The 19,856-nt window shown below is 45.4% G+C and carries 14 protein-coding genes; 2 read left to right on the top strand and 12 right to left on the bottom strand.

The features are described 5' to 3' along the window. Nucleotides 1-163: 163 nt before the first annotated feature. The 8 genes from greA to dnaK form a co-directional block, all read right to left on the bottom strand. Nucleotides 164-640 (bottom strand): transcription elongation factor GreA, encoded by a 477-nt coding sequence (greA, locus tag G3R49_RS03790; protein WP_130598190.1) that lies wholly within the window; start codon nucleotides 638-640, stop codon nucleotides 164-166. Nucleotides 641-962: 322 nt separating this feature from the next. Next, nucleotides 963-4,181 (bottom strand): carbamoyl-phosphate synthase large subunit, encoded by a 3,219-nt coding sequence (gene carB, locus G3R49_RS03785; protein WP_130598191.1) that lies wholly within the window; start codon nucleotides 4,179-4,181, stop codon nucleotides 963-965. A 27-nt stretch (nucleotides 4,182-4,208) separates the two neighbouring features. After that, nucleotides 4,209-5,360, bottom strand: a complete 1,152-nt coding sequence (gene carA / locus G3R49_RS03780) for a glutamine-hydrolyzing carbamoyl-phosphate synthase small subunit (RefSeq protein WP_130598192.1) — start codon at nucleotides 5,358-5,360, stop codon at nucleotides 4,209-4,211. Nucleotides 5,361-5,532: 172 nt separating this feature from the next. Beyond that, a complete protein-coding gene (gene dapB / locus G3R49_RS03775; protein WP_130598193.1) occupies nucleotides 5,533-6,345 on the bottom strand; it encodes a 4-hydroxy-tetrahydrodipicolinate reductase in 813 nt (270 codons plus the stop codon). Between the two features lie 113 nt (nucleotides 6,346-6,458). Next, complete coding sequence (locus G3R49_RS03770) at nucleotides 6,459-7,076, bottom strand: FKBP-type peptidyl-prolyl cis-trans isomerase (protein WP_130598194.1); 618 nt, start codon at nucleotides 7,074-7,076, stop codon at nucleotides 6,459-6,461. Nucleotides 7,077-7,163: 87 nt separating this feature from the next. Further along, a complete protein-coding gene (locus tag G3R49_RS03765) occupies nucleotides 7,164-7,967 on the bottom strand; it encodes a M48 family metallopeptidase (protein ID WP_167868676.1) in 804 nt (267 codons plus the stop codon). Nucleotides 7,968-8,122: 155 nt separating this feature from the next. Further along, nucleotides 8,123-9,256 (bottom strand): molecular chaperone DnaJ, encoded by a 1,134-nt coding sequence (gene dnaJ / locus G3R49_RS03760; RefSeq protein ID WP_130598196.1) that lies wholly within the window; start codon nucleotides 9,254-9,256, stop codon nucleotides 8,123-8,125. Nucleotides 9,257-9,376: 120 nt separating this feature from the next. Next, nucleotides 9,377-11,302, bottom strand: coding sequence for a molecular chaperone DnaK (gene dnaK / locus G3R49_RS03755; protein ID WP_130598197.1), 1,926 nt, complete (start codon nucleotides 11,300-11,302; stop codon nucleotides 9,377-9,379). 355 nt (nucleotides 11,303-11,657) lie between these two features. On the opposite strand from dnaK, the gene G3R49_RS03750 reads away from it, so the two are divergent. Continuing rightward, entirely contained in the window at nucleotides 11,658-12,557 is a 900-nt protein-coding gene (locus tag G3R49_RS03750; RefSeq protein WP_167868675.1) for a DMT family transporter, read from the top strand. Between the two features lie 213 nt (nucleotides 12,558-12,770). Beyond that, nucleotides 12,771-13,094 (top strand): hypothetical protein, encoded by a 324-nt coding sequence (locus tag G3R49_RS03745; protein WP_130598199.1) that lies wholly within the window; start codon nucleotides 12,771-12,773, stop codon nucleotides 13,092-13,094. A 152-nt stretch (nucleotides 13,095-13,246) separates the two neighbouring features. On the opposite strand, the gene G3R49_RS03740 is transcribed toward G3R49_RS03745, so the two are convergent. The 4 genes from G3R49_RS03740 to G3R49_RS03725 form a co-directional block, all read right to left on the bottom strand. Continuing rightward, nucleotides 13,247-14,524 (bottom strand): glutamate-5-semialdehyde dehydrogenase, encoded by a 1,278-nt coding sequence (locus G3R49_RS03740; protein ID WP_167868674.1) that lies wholly within the window; start codon nucleotides 14,522-14,524, stop codon nucleotides 13,247-13,249. Nucleotides 14,525-14,542: 18 nt separating this feature from the next. Next, complete coding sequence (proB, locus tag G3R49_RS03735) at nucleotides 14,543-15,658, bottom strand: glutamate 5-kinase (RefSeq protein ID WP_130598201.1); 1,116 nt, start codon at nucleotides 15,656-15,658, stop codon at nucleotides 14,543-14,545. A 208-nt stretch (nucleotides 15,659-15,866) separates the two neighbouring features. After that, a complete protein-coding gene (locus G3R49_RS03730; protein WP_167868673.1) occupies nucleotides 15,867-17,156 on the bottom strand; it encodes an NCS2 family permease in 1,290 nt (429 codons plus the stop codon). 888 nt (nucleotides 17,157-18,044) lie between these two features. After that, on the bottom strand, nucleotides 18,045-19,601 hold the full coding sequence (locus G3R49_RS03725) for a leucyl aminopeptidase family protein (RefSeq protein ID WP_167868672.1): 1,557 nt from the start codon (nucleotides 19,599-19,601) through the stop codon (nucleotides 18,045-18,047). Between the last annotated feature and the right edge of the window lie 255 nt (nucleotides 19,602-19,856).

Raw genomic sequence — 19,856 nt, 5'->3', positions numbered from 1 at the left:
CTAGGCCTGAGCTATACCTTCCATTATGTTTCTAGCGAGATAGTTTTCGTTTAGTTCAAGGCGAAGCTACGCGTCAATAGCTAGCCTATTGCAAGTAGCTTCAACGAAGAAATGGGCAAAAATAGCCGTTAGAAACCGATTTATTATCCAGAGCTCAGGTTGACTAGATATACTCAACTTTTAAGATTTCGAAATCTGTCATGCCGCCAGGTGTGCTGATAGACACTTCATCGCCTTCGTTTTTACCGATAAGACCACGAGCAATAGGTGAGTTAACAGAAATCAGGTTTTGCTTAATGTCGGCTTCGTCATCACCTACGATGCGGTAAGTTACTTCATCTTCAGTATCAATGTTCTCGATAGTAACAGTAGTACCAAAAATAACGCGGCCAGTGTTTTCCATGCTAGTCACATCAATAATCTGCGCGTTAGAAAGCTTACCTTCAATATCACGAATACGCGCTTCACAAATACCTTGCTCTTCGCGTGCTGCGTGATACTCAGCATTCTCTTTTAAGTCACCTAGTTCACGTGCTGAAGCAATGGCTTCAGAGATCTTTGGGCGGCGGTCAAACTTCAATTCATCTAATTCTTTACGTAGTTGATCAGCGCCAACAATTGTCATAGGAACTTTATTCATAATTGTCTTTCGTCTCCTTTAAAACAAAAGCAGCCTCTGTCGGCAAATTTGGCCAACAGGGAAAATATAAATGTGGGATGAACTCATTCTATACAAAGCTGAGATCAGATGCTATCCCAGCGCGTGTTATCGCTCGAGTATGTCGCCTATATCAACTAATTGATTGCCGAAGTTAACCAATTTCGCTCGCACCAAAATCTAGCACGCATTGAACAATGACGCCATTTTATGGCAACAAGGTTGAACTAGGATGATGTCGCTAATTCAAAACGAGCAACAAAAAGGGCCGCTAATGCGACCCTTTAAACATCAACAAACTTAATTACTTAAGGCGTTGGTGCAACTCTTGAACAGAGTTTACATTGCTGCGGTCATCCGCTGAATGCGCCATACAAGTCGCAAATGCTGCGTTTAAGGTTGTGGTGTAGTTAACCTTATAACGCAGTGCGCCGCGACGAATTTGACGTGAATCTTCAATCGCTTGGCGACCTTCTGTGGTGTTAACAATGTAGGTGTACTCATCATTCTTAATGCGGTCAAGAATGTGTGGACGACCTTCATGTACCTTATTCACCAAACGTGGGTTAATACCCGCTTCACCTAGTACTACAGCCGTGCCGTGAGTCGCGTCAATCTCATAACCAAGCTCAATCAGCTTAGCTGCGAGGTCAGCCACACGGTGCTTATCGCTGTTACGCACAGAAAGGAGTGCGCGGCCAGACTTAGGTACTTCAGCTGTGGCACCAAGCTGGGCTTTCGCATAAGCCTCAGCGAAGGTTTCACCAACGCCCATCACCTCACCAGTTGAGCGCATTTCAGGGCCAAGTAGTGGGTCAACACCTGGGAACTTGTTAAATGGCAGTACCACTTCTTTAACTGAGCAGTACGGTGGTACGACTTCTTCAGTGAAGTTTTGCTCTTTCAAGCTTTGACCAGCCATAACGCGTGCAGCAATCTTAGCTAGCGGTACACCGGTTGCTTTTGACACAAATGGCACAGTACGCGCAGCGCGAGGGTTAACCTCAATCATGTAGATCTCGTTGTTTTTAACCGCGAACTGGACGTTCATCAGACCAACAACACCTAGCTCAAATGCAAGCTTAGAAACCTGCTCGCGCATTTGTGCTTGGATTTCAGCGCTTAAGCTATATGGCGGCAGTGAACAACCTGAGTCACCTGAGTGAACACCGGCTTGCTCAATGTGCTCCATAATCGCGCCTACAACCACAGTCTCACCGTCGCATACTGCATCGATATCCACTTCGATGGCATCATCTAGGAAGTGGTCAAGCAATACTGGCGAAGAGTTAGATACGCTAACCGCTTCGTTGAAGTAACGCATTAAGTCAGCCTTGTCGTAAACGATTTCCATCGCGCGACCACCTAGTACGTATGATGGACGAACAACAAGTGGATAGCCGATATTTTCAGCTTCAATTACCGCGCCTTCAACAGTAGTAACAGTCGCGTTTTCAGGCTGTTTCATGCCAAGACGCTCAATTGCTTGCTGGAAGCGCTCACGGTCTTCTGCACGGTCAATTGCATCAGGGCTAGTACCGATAATTGGTACGCCTGCAGCTTCTAGATCACGAGCAAGTTTAAGTGGCGTTTGACCACCATAATGTACGATGACACCTTTTGGCTGCTCAATGCGCACAATTTCAAGTACGTCTTCTAGCGTTACTGGCTCGAAGTACAGACGGTCAGATGTATCATAGTCTGTCGATACGGTTTCAGGGTTACAGTTAACCATGATGGTTTCATAACCGTCTTCACGCAGCGCAAGTGCTGCATGTACACAACAGTAATCGAACTCAATACCTTGACCAATACGGTTAGGACCGCCACCTAAAACCATGATTTTGTCACGGTTTGAAGGCGCTGCTTCACACTCTTCTTCATAGGTTGAGTACATGTAAGCTGTGTCAGTTGAAAACTCTGCAGCACAAGTATCAACACGCTTGTAAACTGGGAAGATTTCGTGACGTTGACGTAGCTTACGAACTTCACCTTCGCTCACGCCTAATACAGCAGCAAGACGAGCATCAGAGAAGCCTTTACGCTTAAGCTGACGTAAGAAATCTTGATTTAGACCTGATAAGCCCGCTTCAGAAACTTTGCCTTCAAGCGCGATAAGATCTTCAATTTGAATCAAGAACCAGTGGTCGATGTTGGTTAGCGCGAAAATATCATCACGTGATAAACCAGCGCGGAATGCATCAGCGATGTACCAGATACGGTCGGCCCCTGGCTCTTTTAGCTCGTGACGGATTTTCTGCATTGACTCTGCCGCAGTTACATCAATGATTGGGTCAAGACCATTACGACCAACTTCTAGACCGCGTAGCGCTTTTTGCATCGACTCTTGGAAAGTACGGCCAATTGCCATCACTTCACCAACTGACTTCATTTGAGTGGTTAGGCGGTCGTTAGAACCAGCAAACTTCTCAAAGTTAAAGCGAGGAACCTTAGTTACCACGTAGTCAATTGCAGGCTCGAACGATGCAGGTGTTTTACCGCCTGTAATGTCGTTGTTTAGCTCGTCAAGAGTGAAGCCTACTGCAAGCTTGGCAGCGATTTTCGCAATTGGGAAACCCGTTGCTTTAGATGCTAGTGCAGATGAACGCGATACACGCGGGTTCATCTCAATGATCACCATGCGGCCTGTTTTCGGGCAAATACCAAACTGAACGTTTGAACCACCAGTTTCAACACCAATCTCACGCAGTACCGCAAGAGATGCGTTACGCATGATTTGATATTCTTTATCAGTTAGGGTTTGCGCTGGTGCAACTGTGATAGAGTCACCTGTGTGCACGCCCATTGGGTCGAAGTTTTCGATTGAACACACGATGATACAGTTATCATTGCGGTCACGAACCACTTCCATCTCGTACTCTTTCCAACCGATTAACGACTCATCAATAAGCAGCTCGTTAGTTGGTGAAAGGTCTAGACCACGAGAACAAATCTCTTCGAACTCTTCCTTGTTGTATGCGATACCGCCACCGCTACCACCCATGGTGAAAGATGGGCGAATAATACAAGGGAAGCCAACTTGATCTAATACGCCGTATGCCTCTTCCATGCTGTGGGCAATACCCGCACGTGGACATTCAAGACCTATAGACTTCATTGCGGCGTCAAAGCGGCTACGATCTTCTGCCTTATCGATCGCATCAGCTGTGGCACCAATCATTTCTACGTTGAACTCTTTTAATACGCCTTTGTCTTCAAGCGCAAGTGCACAGTTCAATGCAGTTTGACCACCCATGGTCGGTAGAATCGCATCTGGGCGTTCTTTTTCAATAATGTTGCGAACCACCTCCCAATGAATAGGCTCGATGTATGTCGCATCGGCCATTTCTGGGTCAGTCATAATGGTTGCAGGATTCGAGTTAACCAGAATAACTCGGTAACCTTCTTCGCGTAGGGCTTTACATGCTTGTGCGCCTGAGTAGTCAAACTCACACGCCTGACCAATTACGATTGGACCAGCACCTAGGATAAGAATACTTTTAATATCGGTACGTTTTGGCATTGCTTCTATCTTCTCCTGGGTAACAGCTTAAGCTTGACGGTATTGTTCAATGAGCTCGATGAAATGATCGAACAATGGCGCGGCATCGTGCGGTCCAGGGCTTGCTTCAGGGTGGCCTTGGAAACTAAATGCTGGCTTATCAGTTAGGTGAATACCTTGCAATGAACCATCAAATAATGACTTATGAGTCACCTTGATGTTCTCAGGTAAGCTTGCTTCATCAGCTGCAAAACCGTGGTTTTGGCTGGTGATCATCACGTTACCTTGTTTAATGTTGCTCACCGGGTGGTTAGCACCGTGGTGACCAAACTTCATCTTCAGCGTTTTAGCACCTGAAGCTAGGGCTAGTAACTGATGACCTAAACAGATACCAAATACTGGGATATCGGTTTTTAGAATTTCTTGAATGGCGGCAATTGCATAGTCACATGGCTCTGGGTCACCAGGACCATTCGATAGGAATACCCCATCTGGGTTCATCGCTAACACTTCAGATGCTGGTGTTTGTGCAGGCACAACAGTCACATCACAACCGCGGTCAACTAGCATACGTAAAATATTGCGCTTAACACCGTAATCGTAGGCAACAACCTTAAACTTAAGCTCTGACTCTGGTGTGTCAGATGGTAAGCCACCAACTAGCTTCCAGCTACCTGAGCGCCAAGAGTAAGTTTTGTCAGTTGTAACTTCTTTTGCTAAGTCCATGCCTTTAAGGCCTGGGAACGCTTTAGCTTGCTCTAACGCTTTTGCTTCATCGATGTCACCAACCATAATGCAGCCAGCTTGCGCGCCTTTCTCGCGTAGGATGCGAGTTAGCTTACGGGTGTCGATGTCAGCAATACCAACAATGTTGTTGGCTTTTAGGTAATCACTTAGTGATTGCTGGTTACGGAAGTTACTCGCGATAAGCGGTAAATCTCGAATAATTAGACCACATGCGTGAACTGCTGCAGATTCAACGTCTTCATTATTGGTACCTGTGTTACCGATATGTGGGTAAGTTAGAGTTACCATTTGGCGAGAATAGGAAGGATCCGTTAAAATCTCTTGGTATCCAGTCATAGAAGTGTTAAAAACAACTTCACCAACTGATGTTCCTTGTGCACCGATTGCTGTGCCAGAGAATACGGTTCCATCTTCGAGTACGAGTAAGGCAGACTGTGTCAACGCGACCTCCAAATAGAGCCAAGCTACTTATTAAAAGCTTATAAAATGTAAAGATGCGAATTTATCAAAGGGCGGATTTTTGACAAATTCGGGCGATCTTATAGTGTTTTGTGAGATACGTCTAGTTTGAAAAAACGTATTTAGTTTCCAAAAAAAACCACCAATGAATGGTGGTTTTTATAAATTAGTTCAGACCTAAAACTTGCTGCATATCATAAAGGCCAGCGTCTTGTTCATTGAGCCAGACTGCGGCGCGCATTGCGCCATTAGCAAAGGTCATACGACTCGATGCTTTATGGGTAATTTCGAGCCTTTCACCAATATCAGCAAACATAGCGGTATGCTCACCAACTAAGTCACCAGCGCGGACAGTAGCAAAACCAATGGTTTCGCGGTCACGCTCACCGGTAATCCCTTCTCGGCCATAAACGGCGCACTTTTCTAAGTCGCGGCCAAGCGTCTCTGCAATCACCTCGCCCATTTTAAGGGCGGTGCCAGATGGGGCATCTTTCTTAAAGCGGTGGTGACCTTCAATGATTTCGATATCGGTGTAATCGCCCATCACCTCAGCGGCAAGCTCAAGTAGCTTCCACATTAGGTTAACGCCAACTGACATGTTCGGCGCGAGGACGACTGGGGTTTTATCGGCATAAGCATTAATCTGCTCTTTTTGAGCATGGTTAAAACCTGTAGTACCAATGACAATCGCTTTTTGATTACGTACGCACCAATCTAGGTTAAAAAGCGTTGCTTCAGGTGAAGTAAAGTCCACCAGCACATCAAAGTCATCAACGACATCATCCAGCGAATCAACAATCGCTACATTCATGCTACCAACGCCAGCCAACTCACCAGCGTCAACACCGATCAAGGTAGAGCCACTGCGTTCAATAGCTGCACCTAAATAAATTGCGTCATGATGTTTAGCAGATTCAATTAATGTACGTCCCATACGGCCACTTGCACCAACAACGGCAATTTTTACTGTAGCTGTCATTTCTTCTCCTAGGTTCATTAATTTGGGTTGCTAAACATGGCTTTGAGCATCTCAATAAAATTGTCAAAGCCTGATACAAAAACGCCTAAGCAAGCTTAGGCGTTTGAATGACATTAAAGAATGTCTAGTAGCTCAACTTCAAATACTAAAGTTGAGTATGGTGGGATTGATGCACCAGCACCACGCTCACCGTAAGCTAAGTGTTGAGGAACAAATAGCTTTAACTTAGTACCAACAGGCATTAGTTGTAGTGCTTCAGTCCAGCCAGCGATTACGCCGTTTACTGGGAACTCTGCAGGTTGACCGCGAGATACTGAGCTATCGAATACTTCACCGTTGATGAAAGTACCATGGTAGTGAGTACGTACAGTTGACTCAAGTGTTGGCTTGTCGCCTTCACCTTGTACAAGTACTTCGTACTGTAGACCAGAGTCAGTTACAGTTACTTCGTCACGTTTTGCGTTTTCAGCTAGGAAGGCTTCGCCTTCAGCAGATGCTTCAGCAGCTTTCTTTTCTTGCTCTTCTTGCAGACGACGGCTGATTTCAGTGAAAGCAGTTTGTAGATCTTCCATTGAAACTTGGCTTTCGCTGCCAGAAAAAGCGTCAGCTAGACCAGCTTGTACTGCAGGAATGTCGATTCCTTCGAAAGGGTTAGCCGCTAGTTGCTCACCCATTTGACGACCAACACCATAGCTTGCTTGCTGCTCGATTGTGCTGAATTTATCAGACATATTTTCTACTCTCATTGATAGATTAAAAATTCGCACGGATTTTATCACAAAAAATACGAAATTGTTGGTCTATGCATGAGCTATTTGTTAGTTATTTCGCGCTATATTACAGCTAGCTAAAGACTGTTTTTGCGCCTGCGCATAAAGCGGCATCACCTGTTGTTGCATGGCTTGTAAATCTTCAATGCGTGTACCGTGTGACGGGTGGGTAGACAACAACTCAGGCCCCTGAGCGCCGCCGGCTTTTGCCATATTTTGCCAAAGCGCGATGCTTTCTTTTGGATCAAAGCCCGCTTTGGCCATTAACTCTAAGCCCATCACATCAGCCTCACTTTCTTGAGCGCGGCCAAATGGCAGCATAATGCCAACTTGCGCGCCAAGCCCCAGCCCTGCCATATACAAGTCTTTATTATCGACACCACTGGCGCCAAGCGCGGCATCCGCCACCTGCATACCTATACCCGTTAGCTGAGCCCGGGATACCTGCTCATTACCATGTTGCGCTAGCACATGGGCAACCTCATGCCCCATAACCGTAGCTAGTTGATGTTGGTTCTCTGCAACCTCTAACAAGCCGGTATACACACCAATGTAGCCACCAGGTAAAGCAAAGGCATTGACCTGCTCAGACTCAAACAACACAACTTCCCACGGCTGCTGAGTGCCAAGTACATCGGTAATTCGGTCAGCAATACAATTCACATAAGCGGTTTTGGCTTTATCATTACTGATCTTCTGCTGCTTTTTTATTTGTGCAAACGACTCTGCGCCCATTTGCGACATCTGCGCATTGGTAAACGTTAGTACTTGCGAACGCCCCGTTGGCGACTTAGACACACAACCTGCAACTGCAACGCTAAGCAATGCTGCGACAACCCAATTTAGCTTCATCAATCTAATCCTTGGTTATGATGATCATCTGCTAAGTTTATCAAACTTGGCTCAAGAAATGACTCAAAAAAGGCGCAAAAAAATGCCTTGCGATTGCAAGGCATTTATTCAATTCAGTTACTGGCTGTCAGGTTACTAGCAGTTAAATATAGAGGCTAGCTATTTAAGTCCTGAAAGAACTTCTTCACGCCATCAAAGAAACCGTCAGCTTTAGGGCTGTGTTTCTTCGACTTACCTGTGAGCGTTGCTTCAAACTCACGTAGCAGTTCTTTTTGCTTTTCATTCAGGTTAACTGGCGTTTCCATCACAACCTTACATAGCAAGTCACCTACAGCGTGGCTACGCACTGACTTAACACCTTTACCGCGCAGACGGAACATGCGGCCAGTTTGGGTTTCAGCTGGGATCTTCAGGTTCACTTTACCATCTAAAGTAGGCACTTCAATCTCACCGCCTAATGCTGCTTTAGAGAATGAAATAGGCACTTCGCAGTACAGGTTGTTGCCGTCACGTGTAAAGATATTGTGCTCACGCACACTTACCTGAACGTATAGATCGCCTGGAGGCGCACCGAACTCACCCGCTTCACCTTCGCCCGATAGACGAATACGGTCGCCAGTATCAACACCAGCTGGGATCTTAACGCTAAGAGTTTTACTCTTCTCAACGCGGCCTTCACCATGACACTTCTTACAAGGGTCTTTAATGATCTTACCGCGACCATTACAGGTAGGACAGGCTTGCTGAACCGCAAAGAAGCCTTGGCGCATTTGCACCTGACCTTGACCATGACAAGTACCACATGTAGTCGCAGATGTACCTTTTTTCGCACCGCTGCCATCACACTCATCACAGGTAGCTAGGGTCGGAATGCGTAGCTCTTTAGTTAAACCACGAACCGCTTCTTCTAGCGACAGCTCAAGGTTGTAACGAAGGTCGCTACCGCGAGCCGCTTGACGTTGTCCGCCACCGCGACGACCGCCACCAAAGATGTCACCAAACACATCACCAAAGATGTCTCCAAAGTCGCCTTGGCCACCAAAGCCACCGCCACCACGGTTAGGATCGACACCGGCGTGACCGAACTGATCGTAAGCCGCTTTCTTGTCGCTATCAGTTAAGATCTCATAAGCTTCTTTGGTCTCTTTGAACTTAACTTCAGCTTCTTTATCACCAGGGTTACGGTCTGGGTGATACTTCATCGCTAGGCGCTTGTACGCCTTTTTAATCTCACGCTCTGAAGCGTCACGGCCGACACCTAGAACCTCATAATAATCGCGCTTTGACATAATATTTTTGTTTCTCGAAGATAGTGTGAATAACTAAAATTTTAAAAGACCAACTTATACAAACGGGCGTTAGAGGTGAACCTCAACGCCCGCTTCACAGTTAATTAGTCAATTGACTAATTATTTTTTGTCGTCTTTCACTTCTTCAAATTCAGCGTCAACAACATCGTCAGCAGGCTTAGCTTCTTCAGCGCCTTGTGCTTGTTCAGCACCTGGTGCACCTTGAGCTTGTGCTTTAGCTTGAGCAATTTCCATTAGCTTAGCTGACGCTTCCATTAGTGATTGAGTTGCTTTTTCAATCGCTTCTTTGTCGTTACCTTTAGTTGCAGTATCAACTTCAGCCATTGCCGCTTCGATTTTCTCTTTTTCGTCAGCAGGTAGCTCTTCGCCCGCTTCTTCGATTTGCTTCTTCGTCGCGTGAACCATGCCATCAGCTTGGTTACGTGCTTGAACTAGCTCTTCGAACTTAGCATCTTCGTCAGCGTGCGCTTCTGCATCACGTACCATTTGCTCAACTTCTTCTTCACTTAGACCAGAAGAGGCTTTGATGGTGATGTTTTGTGCTTTGCCCGTTTTCTTGTCAGTTGCTGACACGTGCAAGATACCGTCGGCATCGATATCGAATGCAACTTCAATTTGTGGCATGCCACGTGGAGCAGGCTCAATACCTTCTAGGTTGAATTGACCTAGAGACTTATTACCGCTCGCTTGCTTACGCTCACCTTGAAGCACGTGAATAGTTACCGCACTTTGGTTGTCGTCAGCAGTAGAGAAAGTTTGCGAAGCTTTAGTCGGGATAGTGGTGTTCTTCTCGATAAGCTTAGTCATTACACTACCCATGGTCTCAATACCTAGAGACAGAGGCGTCACGTCAAGTAGTAGTACGTCTTTCACGTCACCAGAAAGTACGCCCGCCTGAATTGCAGCACCTACTGCTACCGCTTCGTCTGGGTTCACGTCTTTACGTGGCTCTTTACCAAAGAATTCAGTTACTGCTTGTTGAACCTTAGGCATACGTGTTTGACCACCAACTAGAATCACTTCGTTGATGTCAGAAACTGAGAGGTCAGCGTCTGCTAGTGCAACTTTTAGTGGCTCTAGTGAGCGAGTGATTAGGTCTTCAACTAAAGACTCTAACTTAGCACGAGTGATCTTAACCACTAAGTGCTTAGGACCTGTTGCATCAGCAGTGATGTATGGCAGGTTCACTTCAGTTTGGTTAGTGCTAGAAAGCTCAATTTTCGCTTTCTCAGCCGCTTCTTTAAGACGCTGCATCGCTAGTGGATCTTGACGTAGATCCATGCTTTGTTCTTTTTTGAACTCATCGGCTAGGTAGTTAATTAGACGGTTGTCAAAGTCTTCACCACCTAAGTGAGTGTCACCGTTGGTCGCTAGTACTTCGAAAGTTTGGTCACCGTCATGGCTGTCAATTTCAATGATAGAGATATCGAAAGTACCACCACCTAAGTCGTATACAGCAACAATGTTGTCACCTTGCTTCTTGTCGATACCGTAAGCAAGTGCTGCCGCAGTTGGCTCGTTGATGATACGCTTAACGTCTAGACCAGCAATACGACCAGCATCTTTAGTTGCTTGACGTTGTGAGTCGTTGAAGTATGCAGGTACAGTAATTACTGCTTCAGTCACTTCTTCACCTAGGAAGTCTTCTGCAGTCTTTTTCATCTTTTTCAAGATTTCAGCAGAAACTTGTGGTGGAGCCATCTTGTTACCGCGTTGCTCAACCCAAGCGTCACCATTGTCAGCGCCAATGATTTTGAATGGCATGATGTCAACGTCGCGTTGTACTTCATCATCTTTAAAACGACGACCAATAAGACGCTTAATTGCAAAGAAAGTGTTAGCTGGGTTTGTCACAGCTTGACGTTTAGCAGGTTGACCTACAATTGTTTCATCATCGGTATATGCGATAATTGAAGGAGTAGTACGCTCACCTTCAGCATTTTCAATTACGCGTGGTGTATCACCGTCTAAGACTGCCAAACAAGAGTTGGTTGTGCCTAAGTCGATACCAATAATTTTACCCATGGGGTCCTCCGAAATGACGCTTTGCGTCGTAAACTTCTGTTATCTGATTGCTGATATGGGGTCAGGCGATTTAATTTCAAGCCCTTTTAGTTGCCCGCTGTATCATCCTTGATACCTATATAGGGACGACAAATTCTTTTACAAGGGCTAAAAAACAATTTTTTTAAGGATTTTTTCATATAGAAGGAAATTTGGTTCAATTGCTGCTTGCGGCTTAGATTACGCTTTACTAAACTAGACAACTGAATATTGTATACAATTCTGACACCAACAATTTTGACGATTGATGGTAACTAACCGTGCTGAATTACCTTTACCTAACTTTTACCAAGCTAACCAGTAACTGAGTATTATCTTGACTACCAATCAACTTGCTTATATCTATGCCCTTGGCGCTGTGCTGCTATGGTCTACCGTTGCCAGTGCATTTAAAATCGCCTTAAGTTATTTCACTCCGTTACAGCTAGTATTAGTTGCGGTAACCACTTCGATAATTGCGTTAGTCATCATCTTGCTAATACAAGGGAAGATGCACCTTGTAGGACGCCAGTTTAAACAAAAGCCTAAGTTTTACTTAGTTACTGGATTGCTGAACCCATTTCTGTATTACTTTGTGCTGTTTGAAGCGTACGACTTATTGCCTGCGCAACAAGCTCTGTCACTCAACTACACCTGGGCGATTCTGTTGCCTTTGCTTGCAGTGCCTATTCTTAAGCACAAACTGATGGCAACCGATGTTATTGCAGCGCTGGTAGGTTATTGCGGCGTGTTTGTTATCGCAACTAAAGGGCAAATCACTGACTTTGAATTACAAAGCCCGCTAGGTGTGGCTCTTGCACTGACCAGCACACTCGTGTGGTGCAGTTACTGGATGGTCAATGCCAAAGACAAAGGTGATGCTATCGTCAGCTTATTACTGAGCTTTTTAGTGGGTCTGCCAATCGTATTATTCACTCTATTACTAACCCAGGAGTTACCCACGCTGAGTTTAAAAGGCTTGGCTGCAGGCATGTACGTAGGACTATTTGAAATGGGCGTGACTTTTGTGCTGTGGTTAATGGCGCTTAAACACACAGATAAAACGGCCAATGTCAGCACCATGGCCTTTTTAACCCCTATGCTGTCAGTAGGTTTTATCGCGTTTATTCTTGATGAGCCCATTGAAACGGCCACTTTTTTTGGCTTAGCAATGATTATTAGTGGGCTGATCATCCAACAATTAGGCGGAAAAATTGCTGCAAAACGTAATCAATAAGCGGTTCCATAATGACCTGAAAAGTGTGAATAAAGACGTCGAGTTGGAAGCAATTTAGGCTTGGGCTTACGATTCAAGCAAACGCTTGAGTTTTTTGTTTAACCCTAACCTACAATTAGCAAATACAACTCAGTGTCAAAAGCGAAAAATAACACTATCATCTCTGACTCTGCTCACTGGATGTGACAGATTAAATCAAGCGCTGGAGGGCTTATGGCAATCGGACTGCCAAGATGGAAATTTAAACAGTCAACTTCAAAATGGATGCGCATGGTAGTGCTATTCACCGTAGTATCTGTTCTAGGATTTGAAGCATGTATTGACGAAACCGCTACCCTTTTCCCTGCGATGCATTTTGCATTGTTTGCAATTGTCTCTCTTGCGCTGACCGATAATATTCAAGAGCATTACTTCACCTTTGTCACCGAGTACACCCAAGCTATTCGACTTGTGACCATTTTTCTTACCGGTGCCAGCTTTCTTGTATGGATTGTTACTACCATACAGCGCATTCAAACCTTGCCTTACGTGCAGTAAGCTATAGCAAGATAGTAACAAGGCAAAAGCAAGTGTCGTTTAGTCTTAATAGCAAAAAGAACATCAATGATGTGCTTTGCTACCGCGTGCAACCTATTAGCCTGCCTACTAATCCACATTGAATAGACCAAACTAGCTTCTCAATTTAAAAACTAACTGCGCGGTGTATAGTTTCCCCAAGCTAGCCACTTGTAGGTGGTTAGGGCTTCCAGTGCCATTGGACCACGAGCATGTAATTTTTGAGTACTAACGGCAACTTCAGCGCCTAAGCCAAACTGTGCTCCATCAGTAAAACGCGTGCTAGCGTTAACATATACAGCCGATGAGTCAACCTGATTAACAAACTCAGCCGCAACATGAATATTGTCAGTTAAAATCGCCTCAGAGTGACCACTTGAATGCTTGCGTATGTGGGCTACAGCCTCACTCATATCCGCAACTACCTTTACCCCAAGCGTTAATGACAACCACTCTGTTGAGTATGACTCATCATCAGCATCAGTTACTGCAATACCACAGCAGCCAGCGAGCAAGGCTTTGGTTTGCTGACAGCCAACTAATTTAACTTGTTGTGCACCAAGCTCCTTGGCCAGTTGTGGTAAATAACTACTCGCAACTGACTCATGGATAAGCACAGTATCTAGCGCATTACACACTGTTGGGCGCTGCACCTTGGCGTTTACAATCACATCAGTTGAGCGGCTTAAGTCGGCATCGGCGTCGACATACATATGGCAAATACCAATACCGCCTAAAATCACCGGAATTGTAGCTTGCTCAGCGCAAAGTCGCTGCAGGTTTTGGCCGCCGCGTGGAATAATCATATCTACGTACTGATCAAGCTTTAATAGCTCAGTCACTAAAGCTCTATCTGCAGAGGTGATTAACTGCACCGCATCAGCAGGTAAACCATGCTCGACAATTGCTGCGCGAATGACTTCACTTAGTGCTTTATTGGAGTTAATGGTCTCTTTACCGCCACGCAGAATGACCGCATTACCGGTTTTAAGCGCCAACACAGCAATATCAACGGTTACATTTGGTCGCGCTTCGTAAATCACACCTATCACGCCAAGGGGCACGGCGCGACGAGTTAAACGCAGGCCATTATCAAGGAGCTTGTTGTCGGTCTCTTTCCCGACAGGATCATCAAGGCTTATCACGTTTTCAATATCGCCGATAATGCCATTTAAACGTGACTCGTCTAGCAATAGACGGTCGATTAATGCATCAGTCAAGCCATTGTCTTTCGCCTGTGCAATATCTTTGGCATTAGCTTGTAAAATCAGCTCGATGTTGTCACTTAAACGCGCTTTAATTGTGCTAAGCAGTGCGGATTTTTGCGCAGCAGTAAGGTTGGCCAGAGCAAAACTCGCCTCCTTTGCCTGCTGACCTAGCTGCACTAAACTGATTTGTGAATTATCTGACATGGTATTTCCCCTATTCCTTTAGCTGTTTAGCCCTAGTACAACCATATCGTTGCGATGAATGACCGCACCACCATAGCTATAACCTAATAAATTTTCGATTTGATTTGAGTGCTGAGCTGCAATTTGTGTCATGGCATTTGCGCTGTAGCGCGCCATACCTTTCGCAATCGTTTTGCCTTGTTGATTAAGCACCAAAATGGTTTCTCCACGGGCGAAATGGCCTTCAACTTTAGTTAAGCCTTTTGACAGCAAACTGCGTCCTTGATTGACCACCGCATTAACTGCGCCATCGTCAATCGTGATTTGTCCTTGGGTAGTTGGGCCAGCGAGGATCCATTGCTTGCGGCTTTCAAGTGGGTTTTCAATGGCGCTAAAGTGAGTGCCCACTTGCTCTTTGGCTGCAATCTCAGCAATAACATCGTTATGATGACCCGAAGCAATTACCACCTCAATGCCAGCGCGGCGCGCAATATCAGCAGCTTGCAGCTTAGTCGCCATACCGCCAGTACCTAGCCCTGAAATAGCGCCACCAGCCAACTTGCGTAAACTGTCATCAATATTAACCACTTGCTTAATCAACTTAGCATCTGCATTTGATCGCGGGTCGGCGTCAAATAGCCCTTGCTGGTCGGTTAATAAAATCAGTAAGTCGGCATCACAAAGCAGCGCTGCTCGGGCAGACAAGTTGTCATTGTCGCCCACTTTGATTTCTGTGGTGGCAACAGCATCATTTTCGTTAATGATTGGAATAATGTTGTTATCGAGCAGCGCATTTAAGGTATCGCGAGCATTAAGATAGCGCTCACGGTCTTGCAGATCAGCGCGAGTTAATAGCAACTGCCCTACATGCAGCCCATAAATACTGAAAAGTTGTGACCAGGCCAGAATAAGCTGGCTCTGGCCTACCGCCGCTAATAGCTGCTTATTGGGCATAGTGTCGGGGTAGCTGGGGAAATTTAAATGCTCACGGCCTGCGGCAATCGCGCCCGAGGTGCACAACACAACTTCAACGCCCGCTTTCATTAACGCGGCCATTTGCCTTGCTAACTCCACCATGTGTGCCTTATCAAGCTGTTGACTGCCTGATGTCAGCACACTGGTGCCCAATTTAATCACTACTCGACGGTAACTCATTACACCTACTCTAAAAGCACGAACCTTAACTGACTGAATCTAGCGAAAGTTACATGCATGAAAAAAGATCCAACTATTTTTATAGCGAATTCGTTTTTCAATTGATAGCGAAGATCTGTCATGTAGCGACAAATTGTAGAAGATTTTGAGATATCACATAAAAAAGGGTTATGCATTGCATAACCCTTAAAATACTCAGCGATTTTGCTTAACCATATATAAACTTAATCACAAATAATGCGGCGATCACTAAAATCCCTGCATTGAGGTCTTTTACGCGACCTGTCATCAGTTTGATAGCGGCATATGAGATAAAACCAAAACCAATGGCATTAGCAATTGAGAAGGTCAACGGCATAAGCAAACAGGTCACCACAACCGGTGCTGCTTCAGTAATATCTTCCCACTCAACATTAACCAAACCTGACATCATTAAGATAGCCACATAAAACAAGGTACCCGCTGTTGCATATGGCGGCACCATGCCAGCAAGTGGTGAGATAAACAAACAAGCAATGAACATCAGGCCAACGATGACTGCGGTTAAACCAGTACGTCCACCTGCGCTAACACCAGCTGTGCTTTCAATGTAACTGGTTGTGGTTGAGGTGCCCATGGTGGCACCAGCAATAGTCGCCACACTGTCTGCCGTCAGAGCACGTTTTACCCGTGGTAAACGGCCTTTATCGTCAAGGAAACCACCACGCTGCGCCACTGCAACCAAGGTGCCTGAGGTATCAAATAGATCAACAAATAAGAAGGCAAAAATTACCGAAATCATGCTTATTTCAAGCACACTCGATAAATCCATCTTCATAAAGGTTGGCGCAATAGAAGGCGGCGTAGACACTAAGCCTGCGTACTGCACGTCACCGAAAATCATCCCTAGAATCGTGATAATGATGATGCTCAAAATCACCGCGGCTTTCATACCGCGGTAAACCATAGCAATAATCAAGAAGAAGCCAAGCGCTGCCATTAATGCCGGGAATGAAGTGATATCACCCATTGTCACTAATGTGGCTGGGCTAGCCACCACAATACCGGCACTCTTAAGGCCAATTAACGCCAGGAATAGACCAATACCTGCCGCAATACCAAATCGCAGCGACATAGGAATGGAGTTAACAATCCATTCGCGAATGCGCACTAAGGATAAAATTAAAAAGCACACTCCCGACATAAATACCGCGCCCAGTGCGGTTTCCCAGCTGTAACCCATTTCTCCCACAACTGTGTAGGTAAAAAACGCATTCAGCCCCATGCCTGGCGCCAACGCAATTGGGTAGTTCGCCACTAGCCCCATAATTAAACAACCCAGCGCAGCAGCTAAACAAGTCGCGACAAATACTGCACCTTGGTCCATTCCTGCATCTGCAAGCATCATAGGGTTAACGAAAATAATGTACGCCATAGTCAAGAAGGTGGTTAAACCGGCAACAACTTCTTGCTTTAGCGTGGTGTTGTTTTGTTTAAGTTTAAAAAGTTTTTCTAACATGGAACCATGTTCCTTGGTGTAGGTGATCTAGACAATGATGTATCGCCGACTGTTTTAATTATGAAACGGCAGTACAGAATGTTAAGCAAATTAACAACTTCGCGAGCGGAATTATAGTGATTTATACGCCATATAGCTATTAAATAGCAGCTTATGTTGCGCTGGTACGGTCGCAGTTCTTGTGGACATGTGAACTAGATAAGGTTTGCGTTCTCAGTTGAGAACATAGTGGTGATTCAGGAGAAAAATAACCAAAAAAAAGCCTACTCAAAAGAGTAGGCTGACATATTCATGCGTCCCATTTGGGGAAAGGAATGCAAGCATCACTAATTGTGATGAAGATAACCGACAAGGTCGCTTATCCTAAGTCTAAAAGTCTCTCGACTAACAAAAGGGGTGGAAAGTTGATGATAAAAGGTGGACAAACCTTTACTTCATCGGATACAGACCACGTTGCAGAACTTTCGTATCAAGCCAAAAGTTTTGCCAAAATACATTACGATTACCTAAGTAAGACATAGCTATTCTCCAAAAAAGTTGTTTAAAAACCTAGTAAAGCTTGGCTCGGTTCCTTGGAACTAACTTTTTCTCAATCCATAGAGACAACTTAGTGCTCGGATCCTTGGAGAAGATATCCTTCCTGGATAATACTAGAATCAAGAGTCCCCTCTCGACGAAAACAATTATACAAAAACGTAATTTAATTACAAGAATTATTTTCAAAATTTATTTTTAACGCATAATACAGAAATTATATTACAATTTCGTCATATAAATGAGGTTTTAGTACACAAAATCATCAAAAAAGCCGACATGCGCCTCATTGAGAGTGACATATCGGCTTTTTTATTGTGACACGCTCCATGCTAGCAGGAGCGATAGGTTGTTTTACTTACGACAAATGTATTGATACAGGCTCACTACAGGGTTAGCAGTTGGTTTGCCATAAAGCGGGTCACCTTCAGTGGCGCTGCCGGCAATATCCACATGGGTATAAGCAATTGGCTTGTCACTGCCGACACCATGCTCTGCAATACCTGATGCCTTAATTAAAAATGCTGCAGGGAATTGGTGACCACGCGCCGTGATTGATGAAGGCGCATTGTTTGACGAGATCACATCACAGGCGCCATTTTTATCAGCAATTCTGTCAAAATCATCTGGGCGTAAGTAGGACAGCTCAGCAGGCTCACCCCATAAGGTACCCACTTGCTGTAGCTCGCTTGCCATTTGCATGTTACGTGCAACTGCATTCTCGACCAAAGCTGTGTAGCCGCCATAAGCACGCACCACGTGTCCTGTTAATGTGGCGACACTAAACATTTGCGGTGCAGACTGACTGTCACACTCTAGCGCTTGCTGCTTAAGGTGTGACATCACATCAGCAAGTACTAAACGCCCTTCAGCATCGGTATTACCAATACGCACGCGCACGCCAGCATGGCTAGTAATTATCTCATCGGTAACAAACGCTTCGCTACCTATGCTGTTGCGCACTAATCCAAGCTCTGCAACAACCCGTACTCCCTTAGGTTGGGTGACAGCTAGTGCTTTCATCACACCCGCTACCGCCGCAGCGCCGCCTTTGTCACGACTCATGCCAGCCATGGCGCCGCCAACTTTTAAATCTGCGCCGCCAGTGTCATACACCACACCTTTACCCGCTAAAAAGTACGACTGCTCAATCTCGCCCACACCGACATATTCAAGGCGCACGACCCGAGGATGATGACGCGCAACATCAAACGAGCAGCGACCGACAGCGCTGAGTAACGGATAATCTTTAACTAGTGTGGCTTTATCTTCTATCACACTGCATTTAATTACAGTGTCTTTAAATGCTTGCTGACAATACTCAGCAAACTTAATCGCGCTCATTTGCTCAGGCTCAGTGCCGCATAAGTCACGTGCTAATGACTGACCAAGCGAGATGGCATCAGCCTCTGCGGCCACACTGTCATCTTGCGCTTGCTCAACTAAAAGACCAATCTGCTCGATATTAGGGGTTAGGCCTGTCGCAAGGCGGGTTTCTAGCGGCTGCCATAGGCTTTGATTACAGGCAATGGCTGCTACCGAGCGTGCAAACTGGTAGCGGCTATCACTTGAGCTAGCCACCACGAGTAAAGGTTTTACAGCACCGGCTTGCTCAGCAATTTCAATACCAGCTCGGGCAGCTTTAGCGTATTGGCGCACATCAACATATTCATTATCAATATCTGCCACTGGAGAAATCACTAAGCGGCCACCAGCAAGACCTGGTGCAAATAACAAGGTGGCTGACTTACCTACACGCATATCGACCTGTGCACCATGGGCGGCGAGCAGTTTTATTTCTTGTTGCTCAATGGCATCAATACTTGGCGTAACAACCACTACTGCATCCCACTTATCTTCGGCAAAAATGGCATCGGCTTGGTTTACACCAACAATCGGGCTGTGAAACATGGGCATTCCTTTATCTGGGTTTAAATTTTTTGGCTCACAACTTGGGTCTGAACTGTCACCTAGGTTTGAGCGGGTGAAGTTATATTTACAGAAAATGCGACCCAAACCAATCTCATTTCGATTTTATCGTCACGGTCGTCGATCAGACTGTGAGCGAAGTGTGCTAAAGTGCCTATCCATTAGCGCATGCCAAGTGATTGGCATAAAAGCAAACAATAAATAGCGACGCTATTAACTCCCTGTAGCTAGAATCCA

Origin of the sequence: Shewanella sp. WXL01, from assembly GCF_012263345.1 — a bacterium.
Lineage (GTDB): Bacteria > Pseudomonadota > Gammaproteobacteria > Enterobacterales > Shewanellaceae > Shewanella > Shewanella maritima.
Note: the sequence above shows the minus strand (reverse complement) of the source record. Positions and strands in the feature narration are given on the sequence as shown.